We start from the raw sequence: 14899 nt of genomic DNA on the forward strand, positions 1-14899 counted from the left end.
TCGCTCCCCCTGCCCCATCGCCCCAATCACCGCACCCAAGGCACGCATCCCCTGCTGAATGCGCTCGGTCGTCAGACTGGCATAGCCCAGCACCAACCCCGCTGGCCGAGCCCGGCTGTGCGGCTGAGGCTCGGCAAACAACGGCGATACCGGGTAGACGCCCACGTCCTTGCTGCGGGCAGCGGCCACCAGCGCGGGCTCGTCCTGGGGCCGCAGGGACGGCAACCACAGCACCACATGCAGCCCGGCCGCGGTACCGCCGACTTCTGCGTCGCCAGGCAGGTAGCGCGTCATGCCATCGAGCAAGGCCGCGCGGCGGCGCTCGTTCTCCCGACGCATGCGCCGCACATGGCGTTCGTAGGCGCCACTGTCGATCAGCGATGCCAGCACGCGCTGCTCCAGCACGGGCGCATGGCGGTCGGCCAGCCGCTTGGCCTGGCGGAACACCGGCACCAGCTCGGGCGGCAGCACCAGGTAGCCAAGCCGCATTTGCGGCGACAGCGCCTTGGAGAAGGTGCCGATGTAGATCACGCGGCCGTCAGTGTCGATCGACTGCAGCGTGTCGATCGGGCGCTGGCCGTAGCGGAACTCGCCGTCGTAGTCGTCCTCGATGATCCAGGCGTCATGGCGCGTGGCCCATTGCAGCAGGTCCAGGCGGCGGCCGATCGGCAGCACGCCCCCCAGCGGGAACTGGTGCGATGGCGTTACGTACGCCAGCCGGACCCGGTCGCCCTGTGGAAGGCTGGCGGTATCCAGGCCATGCCCGTCCACCGGCGTGGCCACGCACCTGGCGCCGGTGGCCTCGAAGCAGCGCCTTGCCATCAGGTAACCCGGGTCTTCGAAGACAAAGACATCATCGGCATCGAGCAGCAGCCGGGCGCACAGGTCGATGGCCTGCTGCGAGCCATGCACCACCAGGATCTGCTCCGCCTCGCAGGCAAGTCCCCGGGCGCGCCGCAAGTAGCCCTGCAGGGCGCGCCTCAGCGACGCGTCACCTTCGGGCGGGGCGTAGTACAGGCTGTCTTGCTGGCGCAGCAGTTCGGCCTGGTAGGCACGCCGCCAGGCCAGGGTTGGAAAGTCCCGGGAAGCCACCGCGCCATACAGGAAGTCGAAGCGAACCGGTTCGGCGTGAGGTAGTCCGGGCATGCCGATGTTTGCCACGCGACGTCCGTACTCTGACAGGACCGGGGCAGACCTGGCGCGCCGGGCTGCGGCCCTCCGGGTTGGGGCCGGCGCCACCAATGGACTGGCGATCCGGGCTGCCCGCCCCATGGACGTGACGAGGAAGCCCTCGGCCGCGAGTTGTTCGTAGGTGGCGGTGACGGTGGTACGCGATACCCCCAGCTCGGCCGCCAGCGCGCGGGTGGACGGCGCCCGGGATCCCGGGGGCAGCGTGCCGTCCGCGATCTGGGCGCGCAGCAGATCGTAGATACGGCGTCCCGCCCCGGTGGCGCCGGGACGATTGTCGGCAGGCTGACGAGACTGGCCCATAAAGAATCCTCAAAACTGGTCCTTCTGATTGTGCCAGTTGTGGGCGAGATTATCGAGGATTCCCTTGCCCCCGATCCGCCACCATGTACATTCCTGCCCCGTTTGCTGAAACCCGGCCCGACGAACTCGCCCGCATCATCCGCGAGCACCCGCTGGGCATGCTGGTCACACAAGGAAGCGCCGGACTGGATGCCGACCACATCCCGTTCGAGTTCGATGCCGGCGAAGAAACGCATGGCGTGCTCACGGCCCACGTGGCTCGTGCCAACCCGCTGTTGCAGCGTTGCCCCTCGGGCACGCCGGTCATGGTGGTGTTTCGCGGCGCCGAGGGCTATATCTCGCCCAACTGGTACCCGAGCAAGCATGAGGCGCACCGCCAGGTGCCGACCTGGAACTACGAGGTGGTACACGCGCATGGCACGCTCACCGTGCATGACGACGAGCGTTTCGTTCGCCGCCTCCTCGCGCACCTGACACGGCGGCACGAGGCGGCCGAAGCCAGGCCCTGGAAGATGGGGGATTCCGCGCCCGAGTTCATCGACAGCATCCTGCGCAACATCGTGGGCATCGAGGTCGCCGTCACTTCGCTGGTGGGCAAGGTCAAGCTCAGCCAGAACAGGGAGGCGCGCGACCGCCTCAATGCCGCCGACACGCTGGAGGCGCGGGGGTACGGCGAACTGGCGCAGTCCATGCGCAGGGCCGGTGAATAAGCGGCAGCCTCGACAGGCAGCCATGTCATCTCCCCACAGCGCCATGTACACCTCCACCTTCACCTTCGCCAAAGGCGAGTTCGACGACGAGTTCCACGCCATCGACGGTGCGCTACCATGTCATTTGTCACCTTTCTCCTCACTGCCGTCGTTCTTGCCATCACTCCCGGCCCGGGCATCGCCTATGTGGTTGCCCGAACCGTCGCTGGCGGCCGGTCAGAGGGGCTGGCTTCATGCCTGGGCACGGGCGTCGGCGGGATGTTCCACGTGCTCGCTGCCGCCCTGGGCCTGTCGCTGGTCATCGCCCAGTCAGCGGTGGCGTTTAACCTGATCAAGTACGTTGGTGCGGCTTATCTGGTGTACCTGGGTATCCGGATGCTGATGCGCAAGGAACAGTCGGTCGCGCACGAAGCCATGCCGTCTCAGGGCGCGCGCCGCGCCCTGGCCGAGGGCGTCGTGGTCGAGATCCTGAATGTCAAGACGGCGCTGTTCTTCCTGGCGTTCCTGCCGCAGTTTGTCTCGCCAGGCGAGCCTCTGGTGCCGCAGCTGGTCGTGCTGGGCAGCATTTGCGTCGCGCTCAACACGCTGGTGGATGTTGTTGCCGTGTTTGCCGCCCATCGTTTGCTCAGGTCCGGCGCCGCCCGCGCCGCGCGCGCCCGATTGATGACGCGTGTGTCGGGTGTCACGATGCTGGGGCTGGGCACCTTCCTGGCGCTTGCGCGGCGCGAGGCATAGAGAGGGCTGTTTGGAAAAATAGCCCGGGGTTATGTCTGGGTTGGACTTGCAGCGCTGATCTGAAAATCAACGATGGCCGTTCAGATTTGCTTAAAACGTTCGCTGAGTCGTCACGCCCGGCACCGACATACCGATCCGCAGAATCTCACCCGCCGTTGAATCCGTCATGTAAAGCATCTTGCGATCGGGTCCGCCAAACGCCACATTCGTCAGCGAGTGGCCCGCGGTGCCACGGATAACCTCGACCGGCTCGGCCCGATGATTCAGTACCCATACGTAGGCGAGCCCCGGGTTGGCGACCAGCAGGCGGCCATCGTCGCAACAGGCTGCAGGTCCTTTGCCGGATCAAAGGGCAGCGTCTTGAAGATGTGGGGCAACAGCGCGTAGGTCGTATCGTTGGCCAGCAGCGTGTAACCGTCCGGCGCGGCGCGGGCAACCTGGGCCGTTCCAATCGTTCCCGTCGCGCCGGCCTTGTTTTCCACATAGAAGCTCTGGCCCGTCTGCTCGGCGAGCCGCTGCGCCATTTTGCGGGTGACGGCGTCCACGGCGCCGCCAGGCGGGTAAGGAACGATGATCTTGACGGGCTTGGCCGGCCAGCCTTGCGCCTGAGCGACCATCGACATGGCTGCAAGCGTCGCGAACGCCAGGCCCCGGAGCTTCCACGCTCCGCCTTCCTTCTTTTTCATCAAGCTGTCTCCATCGTTTTTTATATTGCGTAAAGGGCGGGATAAACGGCACGGCGCCGCATGAGCGGACAACGAGCACGACATACCGCCAACCGGGCACCAATCCGGCTAATGCTGTCCCGCTGCCGCCTCGTGAACCTTCTCCAGGACCGCGATGGTGTTAGTCGCCGCCGCGATACCCATATTGACGTAGGCCGCACTGGTCACGCCCCCGATATGCGGGCTCAGCACGAAGCCAGGCTGCCCCTGGAAAATATGGGGCGACGACATCGGCTCGCGCGCAAAGCTGTCCAGGCCGGCCGCCGCCACGCGTCCCGACTGAACGGCTTCGAGCAGCGCCGCTTCATCGATCAGCCCGCCCCGCGCGGTGTTGATAATGATCACGCCAGGCTTGCAACGCGCAAGCGTGGTGGCATTGACCATTTCCTTGTTCTCGGCCGTCAACGGGCATTGCAGCGAGATGACGTCCGAGGCCTCCCAGACCGTTGCCAGCGGGACAGCTTCGATATAGTCGGGCAGGTCCGTGGCGAACGGATCGAAACCAATCACACGCATGCCGATGGCGTCGCACATCCTGGCGAACCGCCGGCCAATGGCACCCAGGCCAACGAGCCCGACAGTCAGGCCATTCAGCTCCAGGCTCTTGTGCGTCGCCTTGTCCCAGTGGCCGGCATGCATGCGCGCATCCAGTTGCACCACCGACTTGGCGCACGCAAGCATCAGCGCCAGCGCATGCTCGGCCACGGCGGCGGCATTAGCTCCGGCCGCGGCGGTCACGGTGATGCCGCGCGCCGCCGCGGCGGCCTTGTCGATGGTGTCGGTGCCGGTGCCGTGTTTCGAAATCACCTTCAAGGCTGGTGCCGCATCCATGACTTCGGCGGTTACGCTGCCGTAGCGCACGATCATGCCGACCGGGTTGTGCTGCCTTGCCAGTGCGACCAGATCGGCGGTCTGGGGCGTCTTCCCCGCGAATACGATCTCATAGTCGCCCAGCAGCGCGAGGGCTTCCGGTGCCAGGTCCGCACCCGTGACGATAATGGCCGGCTTGTTCGTCACAGTCTTTCTCCCTGCTTCAGCACGCCCGCCGTCACCAGCGAGGCCAGCAGCCACGGCGCGGTGGTATTGCCTTCCTTGATCTGGGCAATGCGCATGCCTTCCGCCTCTTCCTTCCTGGCGGCGGCCTCGAGCAAGGCTTCGATCTTCTCGCGCTCTACCACCACCAGGCCATCGGCATCGCCGGAGATGAAGTCGCCGGGATGCACCGTGACGCCACCCACAGAAATGGGGTGACCGATGCGGCCGCCAACTTCCTTGGTGGGGCCGTTGGGGTTCGTGCCCACCGAAAAAACCGGGAACTGCATGGCGTCCAGCTCGAGGCTGTCGCGGACGGCGCCGTCGATGACGACCCCGGCCAAGCCGCGCTGGCGTGCGGCATGCATCATGATCGTTCCCATCAGCGCAGAGGTCTGGTCCCCCTTGCCGTCGACGACCAGAACATCGCCCGGCTGCGCCAGCGCCAGTGCCGCATGGATCATCAGGTTGTCACCGGGACGAACTTCGACAGTGAAGGCGGGTCCGGCGACTTTCATGGTCGGGCGCAAGGCCCTGATGCGGCCATGCAGCGCACCGCGGCGTCCGCCGACATCGGACAGGATCGCCGGCTGGAACCTGGCGGCACGCGCCACGATGTCGGCGGGTACGCGCTCAAACGATTTGATGATATTGGGCAAGGTCATGGTGAACTCCAGGCAATTTGAAAGAGGTAGGTAGATGCGGGGCGCGTCAATCCAGCTTGGTGCCGGACGACTTGATGACCGATGCCCAGCGCCCGATGTCCTGCCTGATCAGCGCACTGAACGCCTCGGGCGTGCCAATCAGCACCGATGCACCTTGTTCATTCAGCTTGCTGGCGAGCGCCGGAGACTTGAGTGCCTTGTTGAACTCGGTATTCAGGCGTACCACGATGTCCTTCGGTGTCGCGGCAGGCGCGACGAAGCCGAACCAGGTCGCGGTATCAAAACCGGGATAGCCCGACTCGGCGACGGTCGGCACCTGGGGCAGATCCTGCACACGCTTCGGGGACGTCACCGCCAGCGGCCGCAGCTTGTTGTTCTTGATATGCCCGAGCAGCGTTGGCACGGATGCCATGTAGAGATCGACTTGTCCGCCCATCAGATCGTTGACCGCCTGCGCTGCGCCCTTGTACGGCACATGGGTGAACTTCACCTTCGCGGTGTTCTGAAGCTGCTCGCCGCCAAGGTGCGCCACCGTGCCGTTGCCCGGCGATGCGAAATTGATGGTGGCGGGCTTTGCCCTGGCGGACTGGATCACGTCCTTGAGCGTCTTGTAGGGCGAGTTGACGTGCGTGACCAGCACCAGCGGCGCGGAGGCGACCATGCTGATGGGCGCGAGGTCCTTCAACGGGTCATAGGGCAACCGTTCGTACAGCGAGGGATTGATGGCAAGGTTGCTGGTCTGTCCCATGACGATGGTGTAGCCATCGGCCGGCGCTTTGGCTGCCGCGTCTACCCCGAGGTTGCCACCGGAGCCTGGCTTGTTCTCCACCACGAAAACCCAGCCGGTCGATTTGGCAACCGTATTGGTCACTTCCCGGGCGATGATGTCCGTGCCCCCGCCGGCGGGGAACGGGACGATGACCCGGATGGGCTTGGTGGGGTACTGGGGCGCGGCATGCGTGGGGGCGGAAGCCACCACCAGGCCGGCGGCCAGAACCAACATGCAGCGACGGGAAATTGCCTTCATGACTGTCTCCATAAATCTGATTTCGTTGTGATTGGATTGTGGCGGCCCGTTTCACGGCATACAATGCCGTTTCATAGAGTGCACCACGTTTCGTGCCATGAATCGAAAGAGTGATCCCAAGGCTGCGTCTACCGGCGACGAAAGCGCGGGCGCCGTGATCGCGGTCACCCGCGCGCTGCGTGTGCTCGAGGCGTTCGGCGTGAACGACCCCCAGCTTTCACTTGCCGAACTGAGCCGGCGCACCGGCATTCACAAGACCACCGTGCTGCGGCTGGCGCGCACGCTGGCGGCGGACAACTACCTGGTGCAGAAGGAAGACGGCAGCTGGCGGCTCGGCCGCGCAGCGGGATGGCTGGGCGCGTGCTACCAGGCGACCTTTAACGTTCAGGAAGTGGTGGAACCGGTCCTGCGGGAGCTGACGATCAAGACCGGCGAAAGCGCTTCGTTCTATGTCCGGGAAGGACAACAGCGGACCTGCCTGGTCCGGGTCGAAGGACCGCAGGCTATCCGGCATCACGTCAGGATCGGGGCGGCCCTGCCGCTGGACAGCGGTTCGCCGGGCCGCGTGATACAGGCTTTCTCGGGAGAGCCAGGCGAGCTTTATGAAATGATCCGCCGCCGCGGTTTTCATCTGTCGCTTGGCGAGCGGGAGCCCGAAGTCTCGAGCGTGTCGGCACCGGTGTTCGGATTGCACTGGCGGCTGCTGGGCTCCATGTGCATTTCCGGACCGACCTCGCGGCTAAACGAAGCGCGTTTGCTGGAGCTGGCACAGACGGTCGTCGACGCGGCGAACAAGCTGTCTTATGCCATGGCAGGAAGCCAACGGCCTGCGATGCAAGTTGAAAGGCCGTCAACCTGGCACCCTTGAGCGTCGAATGCTCTTGATGCGGCCCCCTGCCCGCATGCACCGAGGCGCAGGCCTCAGTTACTTCTCCGGCATGGCCGACGAGTGATGGCTGGTAATCAGCCATCGCCCACCATCCCATCGATAGGCGTAGGTAAAGCGGCGTAGGTAAAGCGGGCCTTAACGACGGCGCCGGTACGTGCGAAGGTGAATGTGTAGAGCCCGGAATCCACAGCGGAATTGCAGCCCAGTTCATCGCTACGGAAATCGATCTTCCCGGACGGACGTTCTTGCAGGAAGTGTTGGAAATATTCTTCTTTCTCTGCGACGGTCACGCGGGGCTTGTTGGCCGCCTTCAGGCGCTCAGCGGAATGTCAGCGCCACACTGAATACTAGGCGCAGATTCTGAAGTGCAAAGTCGCGATAGCCGCGGCTTGCTGCGAGGACGTGTGGATGAAGGCGGCGTCCGCTTTGGCCGATCCCTCGCCGACCCATCGCCGCCCTGCCTCTCGTTTTCCCGCACTGTCCCGAATTGCAAACAGCCTGTCCCAATTGGTCAAACCCCCGACCGCCATTCCTCGATACTTCGCCACGTCGAACGACCACGCTGCGGCGATTCGCACGGTCGCAAGCAGTTGCTTCCAGGAAAGGCTTTCATGCTCGGACAACCCTCCACGCATTCCCCGCTCGCTGCCAGCGCGGCCGCTGCGCAACCTTCCCGCTGCTATGCCTGGCTGGTCTTTGCGCTGAGCTTTGGCTTGCTGCTGTCGGACTACATGTCGCGGCAAGTGCTGAACGCGGTCTTTCCGCTGCTGAAGGTGGAATGGTCGCTTACCGATACCGAGCTGGGCGTGCTGGGCGGCATCGTCGCCCTGATGGTGGGACTGCTTACCTTTCCGCTGTCGATCCTGGCTGACCGCTGGGGCCGGGTGCGCAGCCTGGTGCTGATGGCTGCCCTCTGGAGCCTGGCGACACTGGGCTGCGCGCTGGCCGACAACTTTGGGCAGATGTTCGTGGCGCGGCTGTGCGTGGGCATTGGCGAGGCGGCCTATGGCAGCGTCGGGATCGCCGTGGTCCTGTCGGTGTTCCCGCGCCACCTGCGCGCCAGCCTGAGTTCTGCCTTTATCGCGGGCGGGGCGTTCGGTTCGGTGCTGGGCATGGCGCTGGGCGGCACGCTGTCGGCGCATTTTGGCTGGCGCTGGGCCTTTGCCGGGATGGCGGTCTTCGGGCTGGCGCTGGTGGCGGTGTATCGCGTGGTCGTCACCGAAGCGCGCCTGCGGGCGCAACGCCGACTCCTCGGCGAGACAGCACCCGATGTCGCGCCCGATGTCGCACCCGGTGCCGCACCGCGTGAGCGCGTAGCGCTGCGCGCGCTGTTGCCGGCATTGTTCTCCGCGCGCTCGATTCTTTGCGCCTATGCCGGCAGCGCGCTGCAGCTGCTGGTGATGGGCGCGCTGCTGACCTGGATGCCGAGCTACCTGTCACGCTACTACGGCATGGCTACCGACGTTGCCGGCGTGACCGCCGCCGCTTTCGTGCTGGCCGGCGGCGCCGGCATGATCCTGTGCGGCGCGCTGACCGACTGGGTGTCGCGCGTTGTGCCGCAGCGCAAGTGGCTGATGGCGGTGGCCTACAGCGTGACCTGCTGCGCGCTGCTGCTGGCCGCGTTCCGCCTGCCCCCGGGCACGGCGCAGCTGGTACTGATCGGCGCCGGCATGCTGTTTGTCGGCGGCACCGCGGGCCCGGCGAGTGCCGCGGTGGCCAACCTGACCCACCCCAGCATCCACGCCACTGCCTTCGCCACATTGACGCTGGCGAACAACCTGCTGGGCCTGGCGCCGGGGCCGTTCGTCACCGGCGTGATTGCCGACCACGTCGGCTTGCTCGGCGCCTTGCAGGTGGTGCCGATGGCCGGCGTGCCGGCGGCGCTGTGCTTCCTGGCCGGACGCCGCTACTACACGGCCGACCTGCGCCGCCTGGAAGGCCGGCGCGAAACCTGTGCGCACTGACTCCCCTGACTGACCCTGGAATACCATGACCCTCCTTGCTGACACCACCGTACTGCTGGTGCCGGGCTTGCGCGACCACGTCGCGGAGCACTGGCAAACCCTGCTCGAGGCACAACTGCCGAATGCGCGCAGCGTGGCCCCGCTGGAACATGACAAGCTCAGCCGCGACGCCCGCGTGGCGGCGCTGGATGCGGCCCTGGCAGCGATCGACGGCCCGGTCGTGCTGGTGGCCCACAGCGCCGGCGTCATGATCACCGTGCACTGGGCCGCGCAGCACCACCGCAAGATCCGCGGCGCACTGCTGTGCACGCCCGCCGACCTGGAAACCCCGATGCCACCCGGCTACTCCGACACCGCGACGCTGGCCCGCCACGGCTGGCTGCCCGTGCCGCGCGCGCCGCTGCCCTTCCCCACCCTCCTGGCCGCCAGCCGCAACGACCCGCTGGCCAGCTACGAGCGCGCCACGCAAATGGCCAGCGACTGGGGCAGCCGGCTGGTCGACCTGGGCAAGGTCGGACACCTCAATCCCGCCGCCGGCTATGGTCCCTGGCCACGCGCCACCGAATTGCTCGACGCACTGCTGCGCGCGCGCTGATGCGCGGCAACCGCTGCACGCATCAGAAGGCAGTACCCCGGCTTACACAAACAGACGGAATCATCCGCGCCACACACCAAAGGAAAGGAGATTGTTCATGAAGCTCAGCAGCATCGCGGCGGGCGCATGGCTCGCCTGCGCGGGGAGCGCGCTCGCACAGTCCGGCGTCACGCTCTACGGCGTGGCCGACATCAACGTGGAATTCGCCAACCACGTGGGCGCGGTGCCGACCGCCGCCAACCAGTTCAGCCGCGGCCCGGCCAACGACGTCTACCGCATGAACTCCGGCGGCGTATCGGGATCGCGCTGGGGATTGCGCGGCGTGGAGGACCTGGGCGGCGGAACCAAGGCGCTGTTCGTGCTGGAAGGCGGCTTCAACCTCGATACCGGCACCGCGCAGCAAGGCGGCCGCCTGTTCGGCCGCCAGGCGTTCGTGGGCGTGCAGAAGGCCGGCATCGGGCAGCTCAGCCTGGGGCGCCAGTACACCTCGATGTTCGAAGCACTGGCGAACTTCTCGCCCACGGCCTATGCCACGCAGTACGAACCGGTGGTGCTGCAGTCCGGCGCCAACTTCCGCGAGGACAACACCGTCAAGTACAGCGGCAAGTTCGGCCCGTTGACGGCGCTGGCCCACTGGTCCTTCGGTACCGGGCTGGCCTTGCCGCAGACGGTGGGCGTGGCCACGCCGATCGGCGGCAATGGCGAGGTGCCGGGACATTTCCGGCGCGACACGGCGTACGGCGCCGCGGTGGCGTACCAGGGCGGCCCGCTGGGGTTGATGGCCGGCTACGACCAGTGGAATCCCACCATCGGCGTGAGCAGCGGCACGCTGAAGAAAGCGGTGGTCGGCGCGAGCTACGCTTTTGGCCCGGCGAAGATCATGGGTGGCTATCGCTGGGGCCAGAACAGGAACGCCGCGGGCGTGGTGATCCAGCGCGACGACTTCTACTGGATCGGCGCCAACTACCAGGTCACGCCGGCGATCGGCCTGACGCTGGAATACAACTACGACGACGTCAAGCACCTGTTCGGCGATACCCATGTCGCCAACCCGTGGCAGATCGCGCTGGTGGCCAACTATGCGTTCTCCAAACGCACCGACGTCTATCTCACTACCGCGTATGCGAAGAATGCCGGCCTGATGCTGGAATCGCTGGCCACGGTCTATGCCAACAGCCTGTCGCTCGGCAACAGCTATGTGCTTGCCAACGGGCAGCGCAGCATGCTGGGCGTGGCGCTGGGCCTGCGCCACAAGTTCTGACCGGCACGGGATACAGGCGCACGCGAACGGCCGGCCTAGCTGCCGCCGCCCTGCTGCGCCCGCCACTTTGTCACGCTGCAGCCGAATTCACCGCTGAACCAGCGCGAGAACGCGCTCAGCGATGAGAACCCCAGCAGCGTCGCCACTTCCGACAGCGGCCGCTCGGGGTTCTCGATATAGCCCATCACCAGCCCGGCGCGCGCCTGGTTGAGGATCTCGGAGTACGTGGTGTCGTCCTGCGCCAGGCGCCGGTGCACCGTGCGCCGGTCCACGCCAAGGTGCTGGGCCACGCGGTCGACGGAGCACGCCCCGGTGGACAGCAGCAGGTACACGAGCTTGCGCACCTTGTCCGACGTAGTGGTGTTGGCCTGCGCCAGCAAGGTGCCCAGATAGCGCTTGACCTGGCCCGCCATCACCGGGTCATAGGAAGGCAACGGCGCCTCCAGGTCCCTCGCCGCGCAGACAATGCCGTCGAAATCCTGGTTGAACAGCGCCGGCATGCCGAACACCCGCGTGCAGGTCGCCAGGCTGGCCGGCGCGGCATGCGTAAAGCAGATGCCGCGCGGGCGCCACGATGCGCCCAGGAACAGGCTCAGCATGCGGTACATCACGCCCACGGCCAGGTCGGTGGCCTGGCGGAACGCGCCGGGTTGCTCGCTCAGGATCTGCAGCCGGATCATCACCAGCCCCTCGGCCTCTTCCATGCGCATCGCCAGCGACTCGTTCTGCAGGCCCATGTATCGCACCATGGACTCCAGCGCCCGGCGCAGCGTGGGCTGCTCGCGCACCACGAAGGCCAGCGGGCCCAGGTTGGAGAACTGGCGCAGCTCTGCCATGCGCAGGCCGAAGTCATCTACCCGCGCGGCACGTGCCGATGCATCCAGCAGGCGCCCCACCAGCGCCGCCGGGATGCGGATGTCGGGATCGAGCAGCACGTCGCGGCTGATCCTGGCCGCGCGCAGTTGCTGGTGCGGATCGAGGCCCACGGCGCGGGCGACTTCGACGTAGTTGGTGAGGCTGGCGCTGCGCAGGTAGTAGGACATCGCGTTTTCCCGGACTGTCCCGAAATGTAAATCGACTGTCCCGGATCGTCAAATCGCTGAGCACCGTTGCACGATACTTCCGACATCACAAGAGAACCCGAAAAAGGCCGCAGCCCGGCGCCATCGGCGAAGGGGGATGCGGCCATAAACCTACCAGGAGCAAAGCATGCAATTCCTCGACGATTCCCTGCACCCCGAGAACATGGACAAGGTGGTCATCACCGTGGCGCCGTACGGCCCCGAGTGGATGCCCGAAGACTTCCCGGAAGACATTCCGGTGACCATGGAAGAACAGGTGCAGAAGGCCGTCGATTGCTATGACGCGGGCGCCACCGTGCTGCACCTGCACGTGCGCGAGCTGGACGGCAAGGGCTCCAAGCGCTTGTCCAAGTTCAACGAGCTGATTGCCGGCGTGCGTGCGGCGGTGCCCGACATGATCATCCAGGTGGGCGGCTCGATCTCGTTCGCGCCGGAAGACGAAGGCGAGGCCGCCAAATGGCTGTCGGACGACACCCGCCACATGCTGGCGGCGCTGGAGCCGCGCCCGGACCAGGTGACGGTGGCGATCAACACCACCCAGATGAACATCATGGAGCTGCTGTACCCCGAATACCTGAAGGGGACGTCGCTGGAGCAGCCGGCGTACCAGCAGGCCTACCGCGAGATGACCGTGCCGGCAGGCCCGGCGTGGGTGGAAGAACACCTGCGCCGCCTGCAGGCCTCGGGCATCCAGCCGCACTTCCAGCTCACCGGCATCCACGCGCTGGAAACGCTGGAGCGCCTGGTCCGCGCCGGCATCTACAAGGGTCCCCTGAACCTGACCTGGATCGGCATCGGCGGCGGCTTTGACGGCCCCAACCCGTTCAACTTCTTCAACTTCGTGCACCGCGCCCCGGACGGCTGCACGCTGACCGCCGAATCGCTGCTGAAGAACGTGCTGCCGTTCAACATGATGGCCATGGCGATGGGCCTGCATCCGCGCTGCGGCATCGAAGACACCATCATCGACCAGCACGGCAAGCGCATGAGTTCGGTCCAGCAGATCGAGCAGTGCGTGCGCGTGGCCAGCGAACTGGGCCGCGAGATCGCCTCGGGCAAGGAAGCACGCGAGATCTACCGCATCGGCACCTGGTACGACAGCGCGGATGAAACGCTCGCCGCGCACGGCATGGCGCCGAACCGCAAGGCGGGCCAGAAGAACCTGCCGCTGCGCGCCGCCTGACACGCATGGTGCCGGCCACGGGTGCAAGGCCCGTGGCCGGGCAAGCGCCACATGAAGGTTTTCCCCTGACGCCATGACCCCAGCCACTACGCCCGCCAACCCGTGCCTGAACATCTGCCGCATGGACCAGGCCGGCAACTATTGCCAGGGCTGCGGCCGCACGCCGCTGGAAATCGGCCGCTGGCCCCGGATGACCGAGGCCGAGCGCGCCGAGGTCATGGCAGCGCTGCCGTCGCGGCTGCCCTGGCGCAGCCCACCGGGGCCGGCGCCCGTTCGCTGAACGCCAGTCCCCCTGCGGCCGCCGGCGCCTCATGAAGGCTGCTGGCTGGCTCCACGACCGGCCTCAGCAGAAGGACGGCATGGCTGTACCTGACCTAATATCGATTAACGGAGACAAAGATGCCGAACCGCCCTGCCCGCCTGCGCGTGCGCTACGCCGCCGCCGCGATTGCCGCCGGCATGACCTTGACGATGCCTGCAGCCATGGCCTGGACCAACAAGCCGGTGCGCATGCTGGTGCCCGCCCCCGCCGGCGGCACCATGGACGTGATCGCGCGCCTGCTGGCCGACCAGCTTTCCGCCGACCTGGGCCAGCCCGTGGTGGTGGACAACAAGCCCGGCGCCGGCGGTGGCATCGCCATCAACACCATGCTGGCCGCGCCGCCCGACGGCCAGACCATCATGGTGACCGCCACCAACGTGCTGACCGAAGTGCCGCACGTGCTCAAGACGCCGTACAACACCATGAAGGACATCCGGCCGCTGGCCGCGGTGGCGCGTTCGCGGCTGTTGCTGGTGGGCTCGCCCACGCTGCCGGCCAGGGACTTCAAGAGCCTGGTCAGCTACGTGCAGGCCAACCCCGGCAAGCTCAGCTTTGCCTCGTACAGCGCCGGCACGGCGTCGCACTATGCCGGCGTGATCATGAACCAGAAGGCTGGCATGGACCTGGCGCACGTGCCCTTCGCGGGGTCGGCGCCGGCGCTGGTGCAGGTAATGGGCGGCCAGATCGCGGTGATGTACGACGGCATGGTGACCTCGCTGCCGATGATCCGGGCCGGCAAGCTGCAGGCTTACGCAGTGGCCTCGAAGAGCCGCTCGCCACTGCTGCCGCAGGTGCCGACCTTTGCCGAACTGGGTTATCCGGACGTCGAGTTCAGCAACTGGGTGGGGGTGATCGGTGCGTCGCGCGTGCCGGTGGAACTGGCGCAGAAGATCCACGCTGCCGCCTACAAGGCCGCGGCTGCGCCGAAGGTGCAGGAACGCATGCAGGCACTGGGTTATGAGCCGATGCGGGAGCAGACATTGTCGCAACTGGGCCAGTCGCTCAATGAGGAATACGAGCGCAATGCGGCCATCGTGAAGACGTTCCATATCCAGCCGTGAACTTGCTGGCGGGCGTCGGAAGCCGGCGCCCGTTGGCAAGGTGCTGATCGCCTCCACCGGGAGGCGATTGTCTTTGGCGCGCTGGCCTGGATCACGGGCCCGGCTGGCAACTGTCCAAAAAAAAGCGCCGGTCCCCAAGCAAGGAACCAGCGCAATT

General features: G+C 66.3%; 14 protein-coding genes and 3 pseudogenes. 9 read left to right on the forward strand and 8 right to left on the reverse strand.

The window, feature by feature from the left end; genetic code table 11:
* Positions 1 to 1491, reverse strand: a 1491-nt coding sequence (gene pdxR, locus AB1I47_RS29130) for a MocR-like pyridoxine biosynthesis transcription factor PdxR (protein WP_354687161.1), incomplete at its 3' end; no start/stop codon positions are given.
* A gap of 83 nt (positions 1492 to 1574) precedes the next feature.
* Between pdxR and AB1I47_RS29135 the strand changes: the two genes are divergently transcribed.
* Together AB1I47_RS29135 and AB1I47_RS29140 are read left to right on the forward strand one after the other, a co-directional pair.
* Entirely contained in the window at positions 1575 to 2201 is a 627-nt protein-coding gene (locus tag AB1I47_RS29135) for an FMN-binding negative transcriptional regulator (RefSeq protein ID WP_354687162.1), read from the forward strand.
* A 117-nt stretch (positions 2202 to 2318) separates the two neighbouring features.
* Positions 2319 to 2936: a LysE family translocator gene (locus AB1I47_RS29140; protein WP_354687163.1), complete on the forward strand. Its 618-nt coding sequence runs from the start codon at positions 2319 to 2321 to the stop codon at positions 2934 to 2936.
* 90 nt (positions 2937 to 3026) lie between these two features.
* On the opposite strand, the pseudogene AB1I47_RS29145 reads toward AB1I47_RS29140, so the two are convergent.
* The 5 genes and pseudogenes from AB1I47_RS29145 to AB1I47_RS29165 all read right to left on the reverse strand — a co-directional run.
* Positions 3027 to 3281: pseudogene (locus tag AB1I47_RS29145) on the reverse strand (SMP-30/gluconolactonase/LRE family protein); the annotation flags it as partial.
* Positions 3254 to 3559, reverse strand: a pseudogene (locus AB1I47_RS29150) (Bug family tripartite tricarboxylate transporter substrate binding protein); the annotation flags it as partial. The pseudogenes AB1I47_RS29150 and AB1I47_RS29145, both read right to left, overlap by 28 nt.
* Before the next feature lie 171 nt (positions 3560 to 3730).
* Positions 3731 to 4678, reverse strand: a complete 948-nt coding sequence (locus AB1I47_RS29155) for an NAD(P)-dependent oxidoreductase (protein ID WP_354687164.1) — start codon at positions 4676 to 4678, stop codon at positions 3731 to 3733.
* A complete protein-coding gene (locus AB1I47_RS29160) occupies positions 4675 to 5358 on the reverse strand; it encodes an RraA family protein (RefSeq protein ID WP_354687165.1) in 684 nt (227 codons plus the stop codon). The genes AB1I47_RS29155 and AB1I47_RS29160 overlap by 4 nt, the downstream gene beginning before the upstream one ends.
* A gap of 46 nt (positions 5359 to 5404) precedes the next feature.
* Positions 5405 to 6385, reverse strand: coding sequence for a Bug family tripartite tricarboxylate transporter substrate binding protein (locus AB1I47_RS29165; RefSeq protein ID WP_354687166.1), 981 nt, complete (start codon positions 6383 to 6385; stop codon positions 5405 to 5407).
* Between the two features lie 97 nt (positions 6386 to 6482).
* Here AB1I47_RS29165 and AB1I47_RS29170 point away from each other — a divergent pair, with 97 nt between their 5' ends.
* Entirely contained in the window at positions 6483 to 7253 is a 771-nt protein-coding gene (locus AB1I47_RS29170) for an IclR family transcriptional regulator (protein WP_354687167.1), read from the forward strand.
* Between the two features lie 57 nt (positions 7254 to 7310).
* Here AB1I47_RS29170 and AB1I47_RS29175 read toward each other — a convergent pair.
* Positions 7311 to 7579: pseudogene (locus AB1I47_RS29175) on the reverse strand (DUF4440 domain-containing protein); the annotation flags it as partial.
* 306 nt (positions 7580 to 7885) lie between these two features.
* Here AB1I47_RS29175 and AB1I47_RS29180 point away from each other — a divergent pair.
* The 3 genes from AB1I47_RS29180 to AB1I47_RS29190 all read left to right on the forward strand — a co-directional run bounded on the left by AB1I47_RS29180 (position 7886) and on the right by AB1I47_RS29190 (position 11094).
* A complete protein-coding gene (locus tag AB1I47_RS29180; RefSeq protein WP_354687168.1) occupies positions 7886 to 9238 on the forward strand; it encodes an MFS transporter in 1353 nt (450 codons plus the stop codon).
* 25 nt (positions 9239 to 9263) lie between these two features.
* Positions 9264 to 9833, forward strand: coding sequence for an RBBP9/YdeN family alpha/beta hydrolase (locus AB1I47_RS29185; protein ID WP_354687169.1), 570 nt, complete (start codon positions 9264 to 9266; stop codon positions 9831 to 9833).
* 97 nt (positions 9834 to 9930) lie between these two features.
* Positions 9931 to 11094, forward strand: a complete 1164-nt coding sequence (locus tag AB1I47_RS29190; RefSeq protein ID WP_354687170.1) for a porin — start codon at positions 9931 to 9933, stop codon at positions 11092 to 11094.
* A gap of 35 nt (positions 11095 to 11129) precedes the next feature.
* Here AB1I47_RS29190 and AB1I47_RS29195 read toward each other — a convergent pair whose 3' ends face one another.
* Positions 11130 to 12137: an AraC family transcriptional regulator gene (locus AB1I47_RS29195; protein ID WP_354687171.1), complete on the reverse strand. Its 1008-nt coding sequence runs from the start codon at positions 12135 to 12137 to the stop codon at positions 11130 to 11132.
* Between the two features lie 166 nt (positions 12138 to 12303).
* Here AB1I47_RS29195 and AB1I47_RS29200 point away from each other — a divergent pair, with 166 nt between their 5' ends.
* From AB1I47_RS29200 to AB1I47_RS29210, 3 genes are all read left to right on the forward strand, one after another.
* The gene (locus tag AB1I47_RS29200) at positions 12304 to 13359 is read left to right on the forward strand and encodes a beta-keto acid cleavage family enzyme (protein WP_354687172.1); all 1056 of its coding nucleotides are present in this window, start codon (positions 12304 to 12306) and stop codon (positions 13357 to 13359) included.
* Positions 13360 to 13432: 73 nt separating this feature from the next.
* The gene (locus AB1I47_RS29205; RefSeq protein ID WP_354687173.1) at positions 13433 to 13639 is read left to right on the forward strand and encodes a DUF1289 domain-containing protein; all 207 of its coding nucleotides are present in this window, start codon (positions 13433 to 13435) and stop codon (positions 13637 to 13639) included.
* 119 nt (positions 13640 to 13758) lie between these two features.
* Positions 13759 to 14742 (forward strand): tripartite tricarboxylate transporter substrate binding protein, encoded by a 984-nt coding sequence (locus AB1I47_RS29210; protein WP_354687174.1) that lies wholly within the window; start codon positions 13759 to 13761, stop codon positions 14740 to 14742.
* The last annotated feature ends 157 nt before the right edge of the window (positions 14743 to 14899 follow it).

The organism is Cupriavidus necator, from assembly GCF_040578825.1.
GTDB classification, from domain to species: domain Bacteria; phylum Pseudomonadota; class Gammaproteobacteria; order Burkholderiales; family Burkholderiaceae; genus Cupriavidus; species Cupriavidus necator_E.

What these genes read in the sequence shown, in the direction of transcription:
- AB1I47_RS29135 (WP_354687162.1), top strand. Translation starts at nt 1,575, where the DNA reads ATGTACATTCCTGCCCCGTTTGCTGAAACCCGGCCCGACGAACTCGCC.
- AB1I47_RS29140 (WP_354687163.1), top strand. Translation starts at nt 2,319, where the DNA reads ATGTCATTTGTCACCTTTCTCCTCACTGCCGTCGTTCTTGCCATCACT.
- AB1I47_RS29160 (WP_354687165.1), bottom strand. Translation starts at nt 5,358, where the DNA reads ATGACCTTGCCCAATATCATCAAATCGTTTGAGCGCGTACCCGCCGAC.
- AB1I47_RS29165 (WP_354687166.1), bottom strand. Translation starts at nt 6,385, where the DNA reads ATGAAGGCAATTTCCCGTCGCTGCATGTTGGTTCTGGCCGCCGGCCTG.
- AB1I47_RS29170 (WP_354687167.1), top strand. Translation starts at nt 6,483, where the DNA reads ATGAATCGAAAGAGTGATCCCAAGGCTGCGTCTACCGGCGACGAAAGC.
- AB1I47_RS29180 (WP_354687168.1), top strand. Translation starts at nt 7,886, where the DNA reads ATGCTCGGACAACCCTCCACGCATTCCCCGCTCGCTGCCAGCGCGGCC.
- AB1I47_RS29185 (WP_354687169.1), top strand. Translation starts at nt 9,264, where the DNA reads ATGACCCTCCTTGCTGACACCACCGTACTGCTGGTGCCGGGCTTGCGC.
- AB1I47_RS29190 (WP_354687170.1), top strand. Translation starts at nt 9,931, where the DNA reads ATGAAGCTCAGCAGCATCGCGGCGGGCGCATGGCTCGCCTGCGCGGGG.
- AB1I47_RS29195 (WP_354687171.1), bottom strand. Translation starts at nt 12,137, where the DNA reads ATGTCCTACTACCTGCGCAGCGCCAGCCTCACCAACTACGTCGAAGTC.
- AB1I47_RS29200 (WP_354687172.1), top strand. Translation starts at nt 12,304, where the DNA reads ATGCAATTCCTCGACGATTCCCTGCACCCCGAGAACATGGACAAGGTG.
- AB1I47_RS29205 (WP_354687173.1), top strand. Translation starts at nt 13,433, where the DNA reads ATGACCCCAGCCACTACGCCCGCCAACCCGTGCCTGAACATCTGCCGC.
- AB1I47_RS29210 (WP_354687174.1), top strand. Translation starts at nt 13,759, where the DNA reads ATGCCGAACCGCCCTGCCCGCCTGCGCGTGCGCTACGCCGCCGCCGCG.